At 61.7% G+C, this 19,186-nt stretch carries 15 protein-coding genes; 2 read left to right on the top strand and 13 right to left on the bottom strand.

The window, feature by feature from the left end; translation table 11 throughout:
- Positions 1 to 4: 4 nt before the first annotated feature.
- Positions 5 to 835, top strand: coding sequence for an anti-sigma factor family protein (locus R6254_RS17720; RefSeq protein WP_318408771.1), 831 nt, complete (start codon positions 5 to 7; stop codon positions 833 to 835).
- A 10-nt stretch (positions 836 to 845) separates the two neighbouring features.
- Here the strand turns inward: R6254_RS17720 and R6254_RS17715 are convergent, their stop codons facing one another.
- From R6254_RS17715 to R6254_RS17660, 12 genes are all read right to left on the bottom strand, one after another.
- Positions 846 to 1,973: an enoyl-CoA hydratase/isomerase family protein gene (locus R6254_RS17715; protein WP_318408769.1), complete on the bottom strand. Its 1,128-nt coding sequence runs from the start codon at positions 1,971 to 1,973 to the stop codon at positions 846 to 848.
- Entirely contained in the window at positions 1,970 to 2,854 is an 885-nt protein-coding gene (locus tag R6254_RS17710) for a DMT family transporter (protein WP_318408767.1), read from the bottom strand. The genes R6254_RS17715 and R6254_RS17710 overlap by 4 nt, the downstream gene beginning before the upstream one ends.
- A gap of 91 nt (positions 2,855 to 2,945) precedes the next feature.
- A complete protein-coding gene (typA, locus tag R6254_RS17705; RefSeq protein ID WP_318408766.1) occupies positions 2,946 to 4,769 on the bottom strand; it encodes a translational GTPase TypA in 1,824 nt (607 codons plus the stop codon).
- Between the two features lie 42 nt (positions 4,770 to 4,811).
- A complete protein-coding gene (gene truB / locus R6254_RS17700) occupies positions 4,812 to 5,861 on the bottom strand; it encodes a tRNA pseudouridine(55) synthase TruB (protein ID WP_318408764.1) in 1,050 nt (349 codons plus the stop codon).
- 88 nt (positions 5,862 to 5,949) lie between these two features.
- A complete protein-coding gene (gene rbfA, locus R6254_RS17695) occupies positions 5,950 to 6,318 on the bottom strand; it encodes a 30S ribosome-binding factor RbfA (RefSeq protein ID WP_318408763.1) in 369 nt (122 codons plus the stop codon).
- A 68-nt stretch (positions 6,319 to 6,386) separates the two neighbouring features.
- The gene (infB, locus tag R6254_RS17690; protein WP_318408762.1) at positions 6,387 to 9,302 is read right to left on the bottom strand and encodes a translation initiation factor IF-2; all 2,916 of its coding nucleotides are present in this window, start codon (positions 9,300 to 9,302) and stop codon (positions 6,387 to 6,389) included.
- 27 nt (positions 9,303 to 9,329) lie between these two features.
- Positions 9,330 to 10,856 carry a transcription termination factor NusA gene (nusA, locus tag R6254_RS17685; protein ID WP_318408760.1) on the bottom strand — a complete coding sequence of 509 codons (1,527 nt, stop codon included), beginning with the start codon at positions 10,854 to 10,856 and terminating at the stop codon, positions 9,330 to 9,332.
- Positions 10,857 to 10,878: 22 nt separating this feature from the next.
- Positions 10,879 to 11,457 (bottom strand): ribosome maturation factor RimP, encoded by a 579-nt coding sequence (gene rimP, locus R6254_RS17680; protein WP_318408758.1) that lies wholly within the window; start codon positions 11,455 to 11,457, stop codon positions 10,879 to 10,881.
- 232 nt (positions 11,458 to 11,689) lie between these two features.
- Positions 11,690 to 13,288: an ABC transporter ATP-binding protein gene (locus tag R6254_RS17675; RefSeq protein ID WP_318408756.1), complete on the bottom strand. Its 1,599-nt coding sequence runs from the start codon at positions 13,286 to 13,288 to the stop codon at positions 11,690 to 11,692.
- Positions 13,288 to 14,367, bottom strand: coding sequence for an ABC transporter permease (locus tag R6254_RS17670; protein ID WP_412103191.1), 1,080 nt, complete (start codon positions 14,365 to 14,367; stop codon positions 13,288 to 13,290). The genes R6254_RS17675 and R6254_RS17670 overlap by 1 nt, the downstream gene beginning before the upstream one ends.
- 46 nt (positions 14,368 to 14,413) lie before the next feature.
- Positions 14,414 to 15,451: a microcin C ABC transporter permease YejB gene (locus R6254_RS17665; protein ID WP_318408754.1), complete on the bottom strand. Its 1,038-nt coding sequence runs from the start codon at positions 15,449 to 15,451 to the stop codon at positions 14,414 to 14,416.
- An 18-nt stretch (positions 15,452 to 15,469) separates the two neighbouring features.
- Positions 15,470 to 17,296, bottom strand: coding sequence for an extracellular solute-binding protein (locus tag R6254_RS17660; RefSeq protein ID WP_318408752.1), 1,827 nt, complete (start codon positions 17,294 to 17,296; stop codon positions 15,470 to 15,472).
- Between the two features lie 118 nt (positions 17,297 to 17,414).
- Between R6254_RS17660 and fabI the strand changes: the two genes are divergently transcribed.
- A complete protein-coding gene (gene fabI, locus R6254_RS17655; RefSeq protein WP_318408751.1) occupies positions 17,415 to 18,218 on the top strand; it encodes an enoyl-ACP reductase FabI in 804 nt (267 codons plus the stop codon).
- A gap of 226 nt (positions 18,219 to 18,444) precedes the next feature.
- Here fabI and R6254_RS17650 read toward each other — a convergent pair whose 3' ends face one another.
- A complete protein-coding gene (locus R6254_RS17650; protein ID WP_318408749.1) occupies positions 18,445 to 19,185 on the bottom strand; it encodes a GNAT family N-acetyltransferase in 741 nt (246 codons plus the stop codon).
- Position 19,186 lies beyond the last annotated feature (1 nt).

Raw genomic sequence — 19,186 nt, 5'->3', positions numbered from 1 at the left:
CACCATGGATAAACCAAACGATTTCATGCAGGACAAGCTCAATGCACTGGTCGATGGGCAACTGACGGCCGAACAGCAGGCCGAGGCCCGCGCCCAACTGGCCAACGACCCGGCTGCGCAGGAAACATTGCAAGCCTGGCAGGCCCAGCGCGAGGCCTTGCGCGCCCTGCACCGCCCGTTGCTGGAGGCGCCGATTCCGGCCACCCTGCTGGCGGCGGCACAACGCGGCCAGCAGGGCCGGCAGCAACTCGACCAATGGTGGCGCTGGGGCGGCATGGCGGCGGCGGTGGTGCTAGCTTTTGGCGTGGGTTGGCTGGCGCATGGGCGCCTGGGCCAGCCGGCGGCGCAACAACTGGCGACCGCCAATCCGGCGGCTGCGGCCCAGGCCTTTGTGCACCAGGCATCGATGGCTTACGCGGTGTATTCACCCGAAGTACGGCATCCGGTCGAGGTCGATGCGGCGCAGCAAGAACATTTGGTGCAATGGCTGTCCAAACGCCTGGGCCGGCCGCTCAAGGTGCCGGTGCTGGCCAGCCAGGGCTACGAGTTGGTGGGCGGCCGGCTGCTGCCGGGTGAAGGCAGCGCGCGCGCGCAGTTCATGTTCCAGAACACCGCCGGCCTGCGTGTCACGCTCTACCTGGGGGCGGTTGATGCGCCCCAGGCCGCCGGCGCAGCGCACCACAAGGACACGAAAGAAACGGCTTTCCGCTACAGCATGAACGGGCCTGTGCCTTCGTTTTACTGGGTAGACCAGGGTTTTGGCTACGCGCTGAGCGGCGCACTTTCGCGCGACGAGTTGATGCGGCTGGCCGAGCTGGTTTACCGCCAGCTCTGAGCCGGCTCGCTTACAACTCGCGCAAAGGGTGGGTATCGGCCGTCCAGGGGCTGGCAAAAAAGGCCTGCACCATCGCCGGCTTGACGTCTTCAATCCGCGCCGGGTTCCAGATCGGCGTGTAGTCCTTGTCGACCGCCAACGCACGTATACCTTCCACGGTTTCACTGGCGGTGCCGGGCCGCTGGTAAAAGCAGTGCTGCACGATGTCGCGCTCCATGCGCAAATCCTCGGCCAGACTCATGGTCCTGGCACGGCGGATCTGCTCCAGGGTCACATGCAGCATCAGCGGTGAACGTTTGCGCAGCAAGGCGCCGACCTTTTTCGCCGCCTCGTCAGGTGCGGCTTCCAGCGCGTCGACCATGTGTTTCACCCGTGCCAGCGAGAAATATTGGTCAAACAGGCCTCCAGCCCTTTCAAAACGGGCGCCATCAGCTACCAAATTGGTAGCAATCCATTGCGCCAGCTCGGGCGCGCCGGCAAAAGCCTGGGCGCCCAGGTCTTGCCACAGGGCGGGCAAACGCGCGGCCGGCAGCTTGACGTCGGCCAGGCCATACGCCAGCGCCTCGTCGCCGTCGATCACCACACCCGTCAGCGCCAGGTATTCCCCCACGCTGCCCGGGCAACGGCTCAGGAAATAACCGCCGCCCACATCGGGGAACAGCCCGATATTGGTTTCCGGCATCGCCAGTTTGCTGTGTTCGGTCACGATGCGGACCTTCGCCCCCTGGCTGATGCCCATGCCGCCGCCCATGACCACACCGTCCATGAAGGCGATGTAGGGTTTGGGGTAGTTATGGATCAGGTGGTTGAGGCGGTATTCCTCGGTGAAAAAATCGTCAAGCGCCGTGTCGCCGGCCAGGGCCGCCTGGTGGAAAAACCGGATATCGCCGCCGGCGGAAAAACCGCCGAACAGGCTTTCCGGCGTGCCGGGACGGCCGTGTTTGTTGCTGCCGCGAATCGCCACCGCCAAGATGGCGGCGTCGTCGCGCCAGGCCAGCAGCGCCGCAGCAAGGTCGCGCACCATGTGCAGCGACAAGGCATTCAGCGCTTTCGGCCGGTTCAGGGTGATAAAACCGACCTGCCCGCGCACCTCGGTCAGGATATCGCCGCTTGTTTTTAAATGTGTTGTTTCGTTCATAGTCTGTTTCTCCATCCCATCAGTTCGTTGGCGACCAGCGCCCCTATCACCAGCATGCCGCCGGTCAGCACCGTGGAAGCCGGCACCTCGCCCGCACCTACCCAGGCCAGCAGGATGCCAAAAATAATCTCCAGCAAGGCCAGCAAAGCCATCTCCGGCGCCTTCAGCACGCGGGCACAGACCACCGACAAGACACAGGGAATCGCCAGTTGCAGCAGGCCTAACATCGCCAGCAGGCCCAGGTCGCGCCCGGTCGCGCTGAACGGAAACGCCAGCGGCAAAGTCAGCAACGAAGAAATCGCCGCGCCCACCAACACCGCAGGCACCAGGTCGATTTTTTCACCGTGTGCCTGGCTGCGCTGCACCACGGTCCAGTTCACCGCACCGGCCAGCGGCACCAGCAGGGCCACCAGCGTGCCGGCCAGCTCGCCGCTACCGGCGTCCAGACTGACCTGGGAACCATGCATCCAGGCAATGCCCACACCCGCAACGGCAATCGCCAGCCAGGTGCGTGTGGGAATGCGGTGGCCGATAAACACCCGCGCCACCAGCGCCGTGATAAAAGGCCCGGCCGCCATGGTCACCAGCACATTGGCCACCGTGGTCATGGTCAGCGCCAGCATGAAGGCGGTGAACATCACACTCCAGCAAACGCCGGAGATCCACAAAAAGCGGCCAGCGTGGCGGATTCTGGAAAAAACCTCGCGCCCCTGAAACAGCGGCAGGATCACCAGCAGCGACAGCGCTGTGAAAAAGCTGCGCCAGAAAGTCACTTCAAAACTACGCGCCGACTCCAGTTGTCGGGTCACGACACCGGCGATGGACCACATCAAGGTAATCAAAACCATCAGGGCCACCGCCCGGGAATGCGTGAGTTTCATGAAACGACCTGCCTGTCAAACACCTGCCGATAAGAAAAGGACGTGAAAAAGGCCGCTGCGCAGCAGCGGCCCTCTTCAGGATCACGAGATCTTAACGGCCGGCGCGCTTGCGCTCGCTTTCAGTCAGGTGACGCTTACGCAGACGGATGGACTTGGGCGTGATTTCGACCAGTTCGTCGTCCTCAATGAATTCCACGCCGTATTCCAGCGTGCATTCGATAGGCGGCGTGATCTTGATCGCGTCTTCCTTGCCGGACACGCGGAAGTTGGTCAGCTGCTTGGTACGCGTGGCGTTGACCACCAGATCGTTGTCACGGCTGTGGATGCCGACAATCATGCCTTCGTATACCGGATCGTTGGCCTTGACGAACATACGGCCGCGGTCGTCCAGCTTGCCCAGGGCGTAGGTGAAAATTTCACCGGCGTCCATGGAAATCAGCACGCCGTTTTTACGGCCGCCGATGTCGCCCTTGTGCGCTTCGTAGCTGTCGAAGATGTTGGAGATCAGGCCGGAACCACGTGTCAAGTTCAGGAACTCGTTGGTGAAACCGATCAGGCCACGGGCCGGGATGCGGTACTCGAGGCGCACACGGCCACGACCGTCCGGCTCCATGTTGACCAGTTCGCCCTTGCGCTCGCCCAGGGCTTGCATCACGCCGCCCTGATGTTGCTCTTCAATGTCGGCGGTCACCAACTCGATAGGCTCGTGCTTTTCACCGTTCACTTCTTTCATCACCACGCGCGGCTTGGACACAGCCAGCTCGTAACCTTCGCGGCGCATGTTTTCCAGCAGGATGGTCAGGTGCAACTCGCCGCGGCCCATGACTTCAAAGATACCTTCTTCGCCGGTTTCCTTGACGCGCAGCGCCACGTTGTGTTGCAGTTCTTTTTGCAGACGGTCCCAGATCTGGCGGCTGGTGACGAACTTGCCTTCACGGCCAGCCAGCGGGCTGGTGTTGACGCAGAAGTTCATGGTCAGGGTCGGCTCATCGACCTTGAGCATGGGCAGCGGCATCGGGGTCACCGGGTCGGTGATGGTCACGCCAATACCGATGTCGGTCAGGCCGTTGATCAGCACGATTTCGCCGGGGCCGGCTTCGGTGGCTTGCACACGCTCCAGGCCCTGGAAGGTCAGGACCTGGTTGATACGGCCTTTGACAGCCTTGCCGTCCGGGCCTTCCATGACCACCACGTCCATCATGGGGCGGATCGTGCCCTGGCTGATACGGCCAACGCCGATACGGCCCACAAAGGTCGAGAAATCAAGTGCGGAAATCTGCAGCTGCAGCGGTGCGGCAGGGTCACCCTTTTGCGCAGGCACATGTTTGAGCACGGTGTTGAACAGGGCTGACATGTCGGGACCCCACTGTTCGTTCGGAGGACCTTCTTCCAGCGAGGACCAGCCGTTGATGCCGGAGGCGTAAACCACGGGGAAGTCCAGCTGTTCGTCGGTGGCGCCGAGCTTGTCGAACAAGTCGAAAGCGGCGTTGACCACGAAGTCGGGACGCGCACCAGGCTTGTCCACCTTGTTCACCACCAGGATGGGCTTGAGACCCAGGGCCAGGGCTTTCTTGGTCACAAAACGCGTCTGGGGCATGGGGCCTTCCTGCGCATCGATCAGCAGCACCACACCGTCCACCATGGACAAGGCACGTTCCACTTCGCCGCCGAAGTCGGCGTGGCCCGGGGTGTCAACGATGTTGATGTGTGTGCCTTCCCAGGTCACGGCGCAATTTTTGGCCAGGATGGTGATGCCACGCTCTTTTTCAATGGCGTTGTTGTCCATCACGGTGTCGACGACTTTTTCGTGGTCGGCAAAGGTGCCGGATTGGCGCAGCAACTGGTCGACCATGGTGGTCTTTCCATGATCGACGTGGGCGATGATGGCAATGTTGCGGATTTGTTTATGACTCATGGTTGGCTTTCAGGAAGACTTGAAACGGGTAAAACTAAAAAATCAGGCATGCAGGGACGCGGTCACCGGGTCGGGGGGCTCTAAGGCAAAACGTTCCAGGCGGCGTTGAGTGGCTTGCAGGATGTCATTGACTTCAATCGGGCTCAGCAAACGCTGGGGGATCAACTCATCGGCCGTGACATGGGCAGAGCCCAGAAACGCGGGCGGATCGTCGCCATAGACTTGCACCATCGGCGCATCCACACCCCACTGGCCAGGCTGGCCCCGGCGGCGCAAACCGCTTAAAAACCGTCCTGCATTATCGGCGTCGAGTGTGACAGACGGATAGGCTGCGACCAGCGACTGCGGCGCCAACAAACAGGCTTCGCGCTCGGACTCGCTCATGGCTTCCAGCGCGGCCAGGCTCACACACTGACTGGCGACAAAACCGCCGGTTTCCAGGCGCCGCAAGGAACCCAGGTGGGCGCCGCAACCGATGGCTTCGCCGATGTCTTCACCGAGCGTGCGTATGTAAGTGCCCTTGCTGCAGCTCACTATTATTTTGATCGCTGCTTGCGCCCGTGGGTCCTGGGCCAGAGCCATATTTAGCTTGTAAATCGTGATGTGGCGGGCTTCCCGCTCGACTTCTTCACCCTTGCGGGCGTATTCGTAGAGCGCCTTGCCGTCTTTTTTCAGCGCCGAATACATGGGCGGAATCTGCGCCAGCGGGCCGGTGAAACGCCGGGTCATCTCGTCCAGCAACTCCGGCGTGATGGCCGGTACCGGCCGGGTTTCAATCACGTCGCCTTCGGCATCGGCGGTGCTGGTTTTCTGGCCCAGCAGCAACACGGCTTCATAAGTCTTGTCTGCGTCAAGCTGCAGCTGGCTGAACTTGGTGGCCGCGCCAAAACACAGGGGCAACACGCCGGTGGCCAAGGGGTCTAGCGTGCCGGTATGGCCGGCTTTGTCCGCCCGCAACAGCCATTTGGCTTTTTGCAGCGCCTGGTTGCTCGACAGGCCTAAGGGCTTGTCGAGCAGCAACACGCCGTGAACGAGACGTCGCTGAATTTTTTGGCGTGTAGGCGCCTGGCGGTGACTGGGAGATGTGGACATAAGCGTTTCGACAAGCTCAACGCGAACGGAACACCCGCTCGCGGTGGGTACCGTTCACCCCGAGCCTGCCGAAGGGGAACGGTACGCTTCAGTCTTCCTGGGCGCGAGAAGAAACTGCCTTGGCAATCAAGGCGTTCATATCGGCCGCACGTTCCGTGGTGCGATCAAACTGAAAATGCAGCGTGGGAACCGTGTGGATCATCAGCTTCTTGAACAGGCCGTTACGCAGAAAACCGGCCGCCTGGTTCAGCGCCGTTTCGCATTCTGTCGGGTCGCCAACAAGCACGCTGAAAAAGATCTTGGCATGGGCATAGTCCGGCGTGACCTCGACGGCCTGGATCGTGACCATGCCCACACGCGGGTCTTTCAACTCGCGCGCAATCAAAGCCGTCAGATCCCGCTGGATCTGGTCGGCAACGCGAAACCCGCGATTCGGTGTGGAAGATTTTTTACGCATATCAACAAGTGTGGAGTCTGTTCAGTGGCGGCTGGTTCCCCAAAAGGGCTGCCAGCCGCTCACCGGTATCAGACCGCCAGTGTCCTGGCCACTTCCCTGATTTCGAAGAACTCAATGATGTCGCCAATTTCGATGTCGTTGTAGCCCTTGATGTTCAAGCCGCAATCGAAACCTTCCTTGACTTCCTTGACGTCGTCCTTGAAACGCTTGAGCGAGTCGAGTTCACCCGTGTAGATAACCACGTTGCCGCGCAGCAAGCGCAGCTTGGCGGTGCGGCGAACCACACCTGCGGTGACCATACAACCGGCGATGGAGCCGATTTTGCTGACCTTGAAGATTTCGCGAATCTCGGCATTGCCGATGACTTCTTCCTTCTTGTCCGGTGTCAACATGCCCGACATCGCGGCGCGCAACTCGTCCACAGCGTCATAAATGATGTTGTAGTAACGAATATCCACGCCGTTGTTTTCGGCCTGCTTGCGCGCCTGGGCATCGGCACGGGTGTTGAACCCGATCACCACGGCCTTGGACGCAATCGCCAGGTTCACGTCGGACTCGGAAATACCACCCACACCGGAGTACACCAGTTGCACCTTGACCTCGTCGGTCGAGAGCTTGAGCAGCGACTGAGCCAGCGCTTCTTGCGAACCCTGCACGTCGGCCTTGATGATGATGGGCAACATCTTGACTTCGCCGGCACCGATGTCGGCAAACATGTTCTCCAGCTTGGACGCCTGCTGCTTGGCCAGCTTGGTATTGCGGAACTTGCCGGCACGGTAGGTGGCGATTTCACGGACACGACGCTCGTCGGTCATGACCATGAATTCATCACCGGCTTGCGGCACGTCTGTCAGACCCTGGATTTCGACCGGGATCGATGGACCGGCGGTCTTGATCGACTTGCCGTTTTCGTCCAGCATGGCGCGCACGCGGCCATAGGTCGAACCCGCCAGCACGATGTCACCGGTTTTCAGCGTGCCGGATTGCACCAGCACGGTGGCGACCGGGCCGCGGCCCTTGTCGAGTCGGGCTTCAATCACCAAGCCTTTGGCCAGCGTATCGACCGGGGCACGCAGCTCCAGCACTTCGGCCTGCAGCAAGACCTGTTCAAGCAAGGCGTCGATGCCGGCGCCGGTACGGGCCGACACGCCGACAAATGGCACGTCGCCGCCGAACTCTTCAGGAATCACCTCTTCGGTGACCAGCTCGCCCTTGACACGATCCATGTTGGCATCGGGCTTGTCGATCTTGTTGATCGCCACCACGATGGGCACACCGGCCGCTTTGGCGTGTTTGATCGCTTCCTTGGTTTGCGGCATCACGCCGTCGTCGGCTGCCACCACCAGAATCACGATGTCGGTCGCCTGGGCGCCACGGGCACGCATGGCGGTGAACGCTTCGTGACCCGGGGTGTCCAGGAAAGACACCATGCCGCGTGGTGTTTGCACGTGGTAGGCACCGATGTGCTGGGTGATACCACCGGCTTCAGCGGCCGCCACTTTGGCGGTACGGATGTAATCGAGCAGCGAGGTTTTACCGTGGTCGACGTGACCCATGACGGTCACGACAGGCGCGCGCGGCAGCATCTCGGCTTGCGGGCCCTGGGTGTCGTCATCGGTGAAGGCTTCCGGATCGTCCAGCGCGGCTGTGACAGCCTTGTGGCCCATCTCTTCCACGACGATCATCGCGGTGTCCTGGTCCAGAGGCTGGTTGATGGTGACCATCTGACCCAGCTTCATCAAGTGTTTGATCACCTCGGACGACTTGACACTCATCTTGTGGGCCAGTTCGGCCACCGTGATGGTCTCGGGCACATGAACCTCAATGACCTTGAACTCGGTCGGTGCCACAAATGTGGACTCTGGACGCGAATCGCGGTCCGAGCTGCGGCGACCGCGCGGGCCACCACGGAAATTGCCACGACCGGGCACGACAGGCGCGCCGCGGGTCTTGATTTCACTCTTTTTCTTGGCGTCGTCTTTCCAGGTCGAAGACAGATTCTCCGACTTGACTTCTTTCTTGCCTGCAGCACCAGGCGCGCCCGCAACGGCTGGCTTGGCTGCACCCGGCACCACGGCCGGCTTGTGCAAAGTGCCCTTCATGGCCACTTTGGGATCGACGTGCGGAACCAGAACACGCTTGGGCGCGTTCATCATCGCGCGAATGCCGGCAGCTTCTGCCTCGGCTTTCTTGCGGCGTTCCTGCAGGTCCAGCGCCCTGGCGGCATCGGCCTGGAATTCAGCGGTGGCTTTGGCCTTGGCGGCTGCCTGGGCGGCGCTGGCATCAGCGGCCTTGGCGGCAGCCTGCTCGACGGCAGCTGTATCAGGCACGACAGGCGCTTCAACCACAACGGGTTTGGCGGCCACGGGCATGATTTTGCCGATGGTCGGTTTGTCCTGTTTTTTGGCGGCCTCGGCGGCCTGCGCAGCAGCAGCCGCAGCGGCCTGGGCCAATGCGTTTTGTTCGGCGGCCAGGCGCTCTTGCTCCTGCGCGGCGGCTTTGGCGTCCTGCTCTTCGCGCAGACGGCGCTTTTCAGCCAGTTCTTCCTCCTGGCGGCGCAGCAGCTCGGCGTGGCGGCTGGCTTCTTCCTCGCGGCGAACCAACTCCGGGTCTTCGACCTCCGGGGCCTGAGGCGCAGCGACAGCGGAAGCGCTTTCTTCTGCGGGCAGGTCGGAGCCGTCTTCACGCTTGATGAAGGTGCGTTTTTTGCGCACCTCGACCTGGATGGTCCGGGCGCGGCCAGTGGCATCGGCCTGCTTGATTTCGCTGGTCGATTTTTTGACCAGCGTGATTTTCTTGCGCTCAGCGCTGGCCGTGCCATGGCTGGCCTGCAGATAGCTCAACAACTTCTGTTTATCGGCCTCTGACAAGTGGTCATCGGCTTGCGCCTTGGCGACGCCGGCACTGGTCAATTGCTCAATCAAGGTGGCGGTTGGTTTATTCAGTTCAGCTGCGAACTGGGCGACGGTAGTAGTACTGGACATAATTGGGTTTCCCTGCGGCCTCCATGATCATTGCTCTTGAGCCGTTGCGGGTGCAGCGGTGTCTGCGGCGGCGGGTTCATCGGTGAACCAATGCGCGCGTGCAGTCATGATCAGAGCCTTGGCTTCGTCCGCAGACTGGCCGGTGATATCGGTTAATTCGTCGACAGCCAGATCGGCCAGGTCGTCACGGGTGGTCACACCCGCCTCAGTCAGCTTGGCAATCAGCTCGGGCGTCAGGCCTTCGACATCGCGCAGATTCTGCGAGACGCCTTCGGCATCTTCTTCCTTGGCGATTTCCATGGTCAGCAGCGCATCCTTGGCGCGTGTCCGCAGTTCGGTGACGGTGTCTTCGTCAAACGACTCGATCTCCAGCATTTCCTGAATCGGCACGTACGCCACTTCTTCGAGGCTGGTGAAACCTTCGGAGATCAGGATGTCGGCGATTTCTTCGTCCACATCGAGCTTTTCCATGAACAGCTTGCGGCTGGTATCGGTTTCGGTGGCCTGCTTTTCAGCGGACTCATCGGCCGTCATGATGTTGATTTTCCAGCCCGTCAGCTCGGCGGCCAGGCGCACGTTCTGACCACCGCGGCCGATGGAGATGGCGAGGTTTTCCTCGTCCACCACCACGTCCATGGCGTGGCGTTCTTCGTCCACCACAATGGAAGAAACGTTGGCCGGAGCCAGGGCACCAATCACGAACTGGGCCGGGTCTTCGCTCCAGAGAACGATGTCGACACGTTCGCCGGCGAGTTCGTTGGTCACGCCGTTGACACGGGTGCCGCGCACACCGACGCAGGTGCCGATGGGATCAACACGCTTGTCATGCGACAGGACGGCGATCTTGGCGCGCGAACCTGCGTCACGGGCGCAGGATTTGATCTCCAGCAGGCCTTGTTCGATTTCAGGCACTTCCTGGCGGAACAACTCGATCATGAACTCGGGCGCGGTACGCGACAGGATGATGGGCGCGCCACGCAAGGTGGTGTCGACTTCCATGATCATGGCGCGAACGCGGTCGCCGGAGCGCAGGTTTTCCTTGGGGATCATGTCGCTGCGACGCAGGCGGCCTTCAACGCGGCCAGATTCGACAATGATGTCGCCCTTGTCCATGCGTTTGACGGTACCGACAAAAATCTTGTCGCCGCGCGACATGAAGTCGTTGAGCAGCATTTCGCGCTCGGCGTCGCGGATTTTTTGCAGAATGACCTGTTTGGCGGCTTGCGCGCCAATGCGACCTATCGGCAGGCTTTCGACCGGCTTTTCAATGTAGTCGCCCTCTTCGATGTCGGCGATTTCGTCGCGTGCATCACTGACCAGCTCTTCAGCTTCCGGGTTTTGCAGACCGGCAGCATCAGGCACCACCAGCCAGCGGCGGAAGGTTTCGTAGTTGCCGCTGTCGCGGTCCACGGCCACGCGGATGTCCACTTCGCCCGCATACACCTTCTTGGTGGCGGAGGCGAGCGCAAGCTCGACCGCGCCAAAGACGACGTCACGTTCAACATTTTTCTCACGCGATATGGCATCAACCAACATCAACAGTTCGCGATTCATTTCACAAGCCTGCCTTTCTCTTTTATATCTCTGTTGCGGACGCGCTTTTTGGCCTGCGTCCCTTGAAGTCAACCACAGGCGCCAGTCGCGCCTGCGCAATCTCATCCAGCGTGAAGCCCAGTGCCTGCAACGGCGCGGGGATCCGCTTCTTGCTTATTTTCTGACCGGGCTTGGCGGCGGGCTCTTCGCTCCACACAATTTGCCATCCGGAGTCGGCACGTTCAAGTGTTCCGCGAAATTTTTTACGGCTGGCCGATATCGCCGACCCGGCGGCAGCCGCCGCGCCAATAGGCGCCTTGAGGGTGATGTCCACCATCTCGCCAGCAAAACGCTCAAAATCTTTTTCAGTGCGCAAAGGCCGGTCTATACCCGGCGAGCTCACCTCGAGCCGGGAATACGCCGCGCCTTCAACTTCCAGCACAAACTGCAGTTGGCGCGTGACTTTTTCGCAGTCTTCCGCATTGATGAACTGCTCTTCGGTGTCCGCCGCATAAGGATGGTCGATCGTGACACGCAGCAATCCACCGCTGGTGCGTTCAATATCCACCAGGTCGTATCCCAGTCCTGTGACTGTTTGCTCAATCGTGTCGTGTAAGGCCATTCAGTTCCGGAGGCAGCTTCTTAAAAATCAAGGGTGCAAAAACAAACGCCCAAAAAAAATGGGCGGTGAAAACCCGCCCATTTGGTCGTGAAGTGCGTATTGTAGCCTGCAACAGGCGCCTCTGCAAGCAGTTTACATGCCCGCATCCGCAAGCTTGCGGCCAGCATCAGGAAAAATGAATGATTTTGAATCATCCATCATTTTTAATTCATTCAAATTGATGAACAAGGGCTTAAACCTGCGCCGCCACCAGGATTCGGGTGTAAGGGTGTTCCGGCTGCTCCAGCACGCGGTCCACCGGACCGGATTCCAGCACCTCGCCGTCTTTCATCACCATCACCTGGTGCGCCATGGCGCGAATCACGTCCACATCGTGGGTGATCAGCAGGTAGCTCAGGCCGCGCTCGCGTTGCAGTTTCTGCAAAAGCTGCAGCACCTGCTTCTGGATCGTCACGTCCAGGGCGCTGGTTGGTTCGTCCAGTACCAGCAATTGCGGCTGCACGATCAGGGCCCGGGCAATCGCCAGGCGCTGGCGCTGGCCGCCTGAAAACTCATGCGGATACCGTTGCAACAGCCCCGGAAACTGGGCTTCGCCCATGCCCACGTCGGCCAGCGCCAGCAGAGACCGCTCGCGGCGCTGGGCGGTGGACAGCCCGGGTTCGTGTACCAACAGGCCTTCGCCGACGATTTCTTCCACCGTCATGCGCGGCGAGAGCGAGGAAAACGGGTCCTGGAACACCACCTGCACGATACGCCGCATGTTTTTGTTGCGGACCGCGTCGCGGCTCCAGGGTTGGCCGGCGGCCAGCAACTGCCCCTGGTGCGGGTGCAGCCCCAGCGCGGCCAAGGCCAGTGTCGATTTGCCCGAGCCGGACTCCCCCACCACCCCCAGGGTCTGCCCGGGCGGAATGCTGAAACTCGCGGCTTTCACGGCCACAAATTCACCGGCCTTGAACCAGCCCACCACACCGGGCCGGCGCACCGGGTAGGTGACACGCAAATCGGTGGCCTGCATCACTGGCGCTGCGGCTGGGTCAGGCTGCCCCTCGACCACGTCACGTGCCGGCCGGCTGGCGATCAACTTGCGGGTATAGGCGTGTTGCGGGTTGGCAAACACCTGGGCGACCGGGCCGGTTTCAACAATATGTCCGTTTTCCATCACCGCGATACGGTCGGCAAAACGGCGCACGAGGTTCAAATCGTGGGTGATCAGCAACACGGCCATGTTGTTGCGTTGCTGCAGCACGGTCAGCAGATCCAGGATTTGCACCCGCAAGGTGACGTCCAGCGCCGTGGTTGGCTCGTCGGCCAGCAGCAGTTTGGGCTGGCAGGCCAGGGCCATCGCAATCATGGCGCGCTGGCGCTGCCCGCCCGAGAGTTGGTGCGGGAAGGCCTGGGCCCGCCGCGCGGCTTCGGAAATTCCGGTATCCGCTAGCAGTTTGATAGCTTCCTGCGCAGCATAGGCGCGGCTCAAGCCCTTTTTTAGCTCAAGAACTTCGGCAATCTGGTCGCCCACAGAGAACAGCGGGTTCAGCGCCGTCATCGGCTCCTGAAAAATCATCGCGATGTCCTGGCCGCGAATGCCGCGCAATTGCCGCTCGGGAATCGACAACAAGTCGACAGTCCCTTCGCGCCCGGCAAAAGCGGCCTGGCCGGAGACCTCGGCGTTCTGCACCAGGCCCAGCAGACTCAGCGCCGTGACGGTTTTGCCGGAGCCGGATTCGCCGACCAGCGCGATTTTTTCGCCGGGCTGGATGAAAAAATCGATGCCGTGCACCACGTCCTTGCCCGCAAAACCAACGCGCAGGTTTTTGACAGTCAGCAAAGTCATTACTTGTCCATCTTCCGTGGGTCCAGCGCATCACGCAGCGCATCCCCCATAAAGGTCAGCAGCAGCAAGGTGATCACCAGCACGGCAAAGGTGGACAGCGATATCCACCAGGCATCTATATTGTTTTTGCCCTGGCTCAGCAATTCGCCCAGCGACGGTGTGCCGGGCGGCACGCCCAGGCCCAGGAAGTCCAGCGAGGTCAGCGCCAGGATGGCCGCGCTCATGCGGAACGGCAAAAAGGTCACCACCGGCGTCATGCTGTTGGGCAGGATATGGCGCCACATGATCTGCATATTGCTCACACCGAGGGCGCGCGCAGCGCGCACATAGTCCATCTGGCGGTTGCGCAGGAATTCGGCGCGCACGTAGTCGGACAGGGCCATCCAGCCGAACAGGCTCAGCAAAACCAGCAGCAGCGCCACGCTGGGCTTGAAGATGGCGCTGAAGATGATCAGCAGGTAGAGCTCCGGCATCGAGCCCCAGATCTCGATGAAACGCTGGAAGGCCAGATCTATCTTGCCCGCGAAGTAGCCCTGCACCGCGCCGGCCGCCACGCCCAGCACCGTGCCAATGGCCGTCAGCGCCAGCGCGAACAACACGCTCACGCGAAAACCGTAGATCAGTTGCGCCAGCAGGTCCCGCCCACGATCGTCGGTGCCGAACCAGTTGTCGGCCGAGGGCGCGGCCGGGCTGGGCGCTTTCGCGAAGTAGTTGAGCGTCTTCGCGCCGTAGGTGTTGGGAGCGTAGACCGCCCAGTTGTCCCCGCTGGTGATGCGCTCGCGGATGAAAGGGTCGAGGTAGTCGGCCGGCGTCTCGAAGTCGCCGCCAAAGGTTTTTTCGGAATAGTCGCGCAGCACCGGCACATAGGTCTGCCCCTGGTAATACACGATCAGCGGCTTGTCGGTAGACAAGACCTCGGCGAACAGGCTCAGCACCACCAGCGTCGTGAAAACCACCAGGCTCCAGAAGCCCAGGCGGTTGCGCTTGAAGCGCTGCCAGGCGCGCCGCCCCGGGCTCAGACTGGCAGCAGAACTATTTTTATCAGGGCCGCCGCGGAACCGGCTGTGCCGGGCCGCCAGCGGCGCCCCCTCGGGGGGGGGGCGGCCAGCGGCCGCTTCGGGGGGCTTAATCAAACTTGACACGCGGGTCCACCCAGACGTAACAGAGATCGGAGATCAGCTTGGTGACCAAGCCAATCAGCGTGAAGATGTAGAGCGTGCCCAGCACCACCGGGTAGTCGCGTCGGATCACACTTTCGTAGCCCAGCAGACCCAACCCGTCTAGCGAAAACAAGGTCTCTATCAGCAGCGAGCCGGCGAAGAAGGCGCCGATGAAGGCGGACGGCAAACCGGTGATGATGGGAATCAGCGCATTGCGGAACACATGTTTCCACAACACCTGCCGCTCACCCAGGCCCTTGGCACGCGCTGTCAACACGTACTGTTTGCGAATTTCCTCGAGGAAGGCGTTTTTGGTGAGCATGGCCGTCACCGCGAAGCTGCCCAGCACCATGGCCGTGACCGGCAAGGTGATGTGCCAGAGGTAGTCGACGATGCGTGCACCCCAGCTCAGTTCGTCCCAGTTGGCGGAGGTCAGGCCGCGCAGCGGAAACCACTGCAATTGCCCGCCGAAAATCACCAGCAGCGCCACGCCCAGCACAAAGCCCGGAATCGCATAACCGATCAGCACGATCAGCGTGGTGACCAGGTCAAAGCGCGAGCCGGCGCGCACCGCCTTGGCCACCCCGAGTGGGATGGCCACCCCGTAACTGATGAAAAAGGTCCACAGGCCCAGGCTGATCGAGACCGGCAGCTTCTCGAGAATCAAGGTCCAGACATCCTTGTTCTGGAAGAAACTTTTGCCGAGATCGAAGCGCGCAAATTGCCCGAGCATTTGCCAGAGGCGCTCATGCGCCGGCTTGTCGAAGCCGTAAAGCGCCTTGATCTGCTCCAGGCGTTTGGGGTCCACACCCTGGTTGCCCCGGTAGGTGCCGCCGCCCGACTCGAAGCCGCCACCACCGCCGCGGCCTGACGTCTTGGCCTCCGCCAGATATTGCTCCACCGGACCACCGGGCACGAACTGGATCACGAGAAAAGTGACGAGCAGGACACCCAGCAGGGTCGGAATGAACAGCAGCAGCCGTTTGAGGACATAGGAGAACATGGCCGGGTTCCTTCTCGTCTATGGTTTCTGCGGCGGCTTGGCCCACCAGGTGCCCATGACCCAGTCCTCGCCGCCGGCATAGGGTGGCATGGGTGACTTGAACGCCAGCCGCCAGTTGTCATAAACGATGCGGTGCGACATCAGCGTCCACTGGGGAATCAGGTAGTGGCTGTGCATGATCACGCGGTCCAGCGCGCGACAGGCAGGCAACAACTCGGCCTTGGTGTCGGCATTGACGACCTCCTTGAGCAGCGCATCAACCGCCGGGCTGGACACACCCATGTAATTGCCCGAACTTTCTGTCTTCGCGGCCTTGCTGCCAAAGATTTCCAGCAGCTGCTGGCCGGGGTTGCTGGTGCCGGGGAAGGCGATGGTGGTGATATCAAAATCGAAACGGTCCAGGCGCTCCTGGTAAAGCGCGAAGTCCACCGTGGCGAAATTCAGCGTGACGCCCAGCTTCTCGAGGTTGCGCACCCAGGGTGAGACCGTGCGCACGCCGCCCTCCTTGCTGTCGAGGTATTCCAGGGTCATGGCCTCGCCCTTGGTATTGCGCAAGGCGCCGTCGCGGTACGCCCAGCCGGCCTCTTTCAGCAGATCGCGTGCGCGGCGCAGGTTGTTGCGCAGCGACTGCCCCGCCCCTTCGGTGCTGGGCGGGATATACATGGGGCCAAAGCTCGCATCGGGAATTTTGCCGCGCCAGGGGTCGAGCAAAGCCGCCTCTTCGGGCGACGGCAGGCCTTGCGCCTCGCAATCGGTGTTGCCAAAGAGGTCTTTCACGCGCGGATAACCGCCGTAAAACATCTGGCGATTCATCCATTCGTAGTCGAGTGCCAGGCCCAGCGCTTCCCGCACGCGTGGGTCTTTCAATTTATCGCGGCGGCTGTTGAGTACAAAGCTCTGAAAGCCCGCAGGCTTTTTGTGCTGAAACTCTTTTTTGAGCAACTCACCGGTGTTGAAACGTTTGCCATTCACCCGGCGCGCCCAGTCGCCGGCCGAATAAAAACTCATCATGTCGAACTCCCCGGCTTTGAGCGCCTCGAGCCGGGCCGTGTTGTCTCGGTAGATCTTGACGGTGATGCGGTCGAAGTTATGGCTGCCGCGGTTCACCGGCAGATCGCGCGCCCAGTAGTTCGGGTCGCGCACATAGGTGATGTCCTTGCCGAAACGCACCGGGCCGATTTTGTAGGCGCCGCTGCCTATGGGAATGTCCATCACCACCTGATCGAAAGGTTTGGCCTTGCCATTTTCCCTGCCCCAGGCGCGGCTAAAGATGGGCAGGCTGCCCACGATCAGCGGCAACTCGCGGTTCAGTGTCTTGAATCGGAAACGGATGGTACGTGTATCCAGCACGTCAGCGCCGCCCACCTCCTGCAGCAGCGTCTTGTAGCCCGGCGCGGTGTAGGGGCCGATCAGGGTGTCGTAGCTGTGTTTCACATCGGCGGCCTCGACCGGCATGCCGTTGTGAAAGCGCGCTTCGGGCCGCAGGCGGAAAGTCACGCTGCGGCGATCAGGCGCGACCGTCACGTCCGCGGCCAGCAAGCCGTAGCCGGAGGCGGTCTCGTCCATGGCGCCTGTCAGCAGCGTGTCAAACAGCAGGGCATCGAGATAGGCCGGCGGTGCGCCCTTGATGGTGAAGGGGTTGTATTTGTCGAAGGTCGAATAACGCTGGTTGCTGACCAGGCGAAGTTCGCCGCCCTTGGGCGCGTCGGGGTTGACATAGTCGAAGGCGGCGAAGCCCGGCGGGTACTTCAGGTCGTCCCAAAGTGCATAACCATGCGCGGCCCAGGACGGCGCGCACGCCACTGCCAGCCCGACAAAACACAACAACTTTTGCAAAATCCGCATGCGACAATTCTGCATCATCTGTTTCGCCGCTCCGAAGCAGCCTGACGCGGCCATTTCATGCCCTTGGGCTGGCTCAGCTTGAACGGGCGGATTTCGTGCGAACCTTGGAGGGGCCAACATGGGATTTTTGACCGGTAAAAAACTGCTGATCACCGGCGTGTTGTCCAACCGGTCTATCGCCTACGGCATCGCCAAAGCCTGCCACGCGCAAGGCGCCGAGCTGGCTTTCAGCTACGTCGGCGAGCGTTTCAAGGCGCGCACCACCGAGCTGGCCGCCGACTTCGGCGCTACCCGGATGTATGACTGCGACGTCGGCGACGATGCCCAGATCACCAAGCTGTTTGCGGACCTGTCGCAGACCTGGCCCACCTTTGACGGCTTTGTGCACAGCATCGGGTTTGCGCCGCGCGAAGCGATTGCCGGCGACTTTCTGGACGGCCTGAGCCGCGAGAGCTTTCGCATCGCGCACGACATCAGCACCTACAGCTTTCCGGCCATGGCCAAGGCGGCCCTGCCCTACCTCAACCCGAATTCGGCCCTGCTGACCCTGACCTACCTGGGCGGCGTGCGCACCGTGCCCAACTACAACACCATGGGCCTGGCCAAAGCCAGCCTGGAAGCCTCGGTGCGTTACCTGGCCGAGTCGCTGGGCAGCAAAGGCACGGGCATGCGTGTCAATGGCATCAGCGCCGGCCCGATCAAAACCCTGGCCGCCAGTGGCATCAAGGGTTTCGGCAAAATTCTGAATGTGGTGGCCGAAGCCTCGCCGATCCGCCGCAACGTGACGATTGACGACGTCGGCAATGTCGCCGCCTTCCTGCTGAGCGACCTGGCGGCCGGCGTCAGCGCCGAAATCACTTATGTGGACGGAGGCTTCAACCAGGTGGTCGGCGGCATCGCTGAACCCACTGAAGCGGACTGAGCCCGGGGCCTTCACATACAAGGCCTCAGTCGCTATGAGATTGATAGCTGCAGGCGCCCGCCCTGTCTGGGTCAGGGGCCTAAAAGGCTTAAGAAAATGGCCCTGTGCAGACATGGCATGCCCCCAAACCCGTGGATCATGAACCAAATCGGCCACCAGCCCTTTAGCCACGGACGCAAGCAGCTATCAATCCAATAGCGATGGCCGAGGCACCCGGCGCGGCGGCTCAGGCCAGGCGCCAGTATTCATAACACCAGGCGGTTTCAAAACCGGCTCGCCGGTAAAGCGCCTGGGCGCCGGTGTTGCCCGCCTCAACCTGCAAAAAAGTGCGGTCTACCCCGCGGCTCAGCGCCGCCTCGGCCAGCCCGGCCAGCACACGGCCGGCCAGTCCCCGGCCCCGGCACGCCGGGCTTGTGCGCATGCCGTGTACGCTGGCCCAGCCATGGGAAAAGGCAGCGGCCCCGGCGGCCACGGTGGCGCCCTGCTCACGAACACTGGCGTACAGCGAACCCTGCGCCCGGCTCAAGGCTGCAACGCGGCTGGCACCGTCCGCCGCATCCACCCCGTCGCCCAGAAACAGCGCGGCCCAAGCCGCATTCGGTGTACTGGCGGTGTCGGCTGGCGTTTCAGTGGACACCGCGCGCACCACCTCAGTGCAAGCCAGCTGAACCAGCGTCGGGCGTTCGGCGCGATAACCGCGCCGTGTCAGTTCCTGCCGCACATCGTCAAAACAGGCGTCGGTCGCCAGGCGAAACAGCGCCGGCAAACCGTGCGCCGCATAACGTGCCGCTATCTGCGCCACCACGCCGACATCCCCCGCGTGATGGCGCAGCGGCACCGCACTTTTGGCCCGGTTCACCGTGCCACGGCCCAGGGGCAGCAACCAGCCGTCCAGTTCCTCCATAACTTCCGGGGCCACGGCGGCCACCGTGGCCCGTTCAATGTTGTCGATATCGGTAGAAACCATC

Origin of the sequence: Polaromonas potterensis (assembly GCF_033446725.1) — a bacterium.
Lineage (GTDB): Bacteria > Pseudomonadota > Gammaproteobacteria > Burkholderiales > Burkholderiaceae_C > Polaromonas.
Note: the sequence above shows the minus strand (reverse complement) of the source record. Positions and strands in the feature narration are given on the sequence as shown.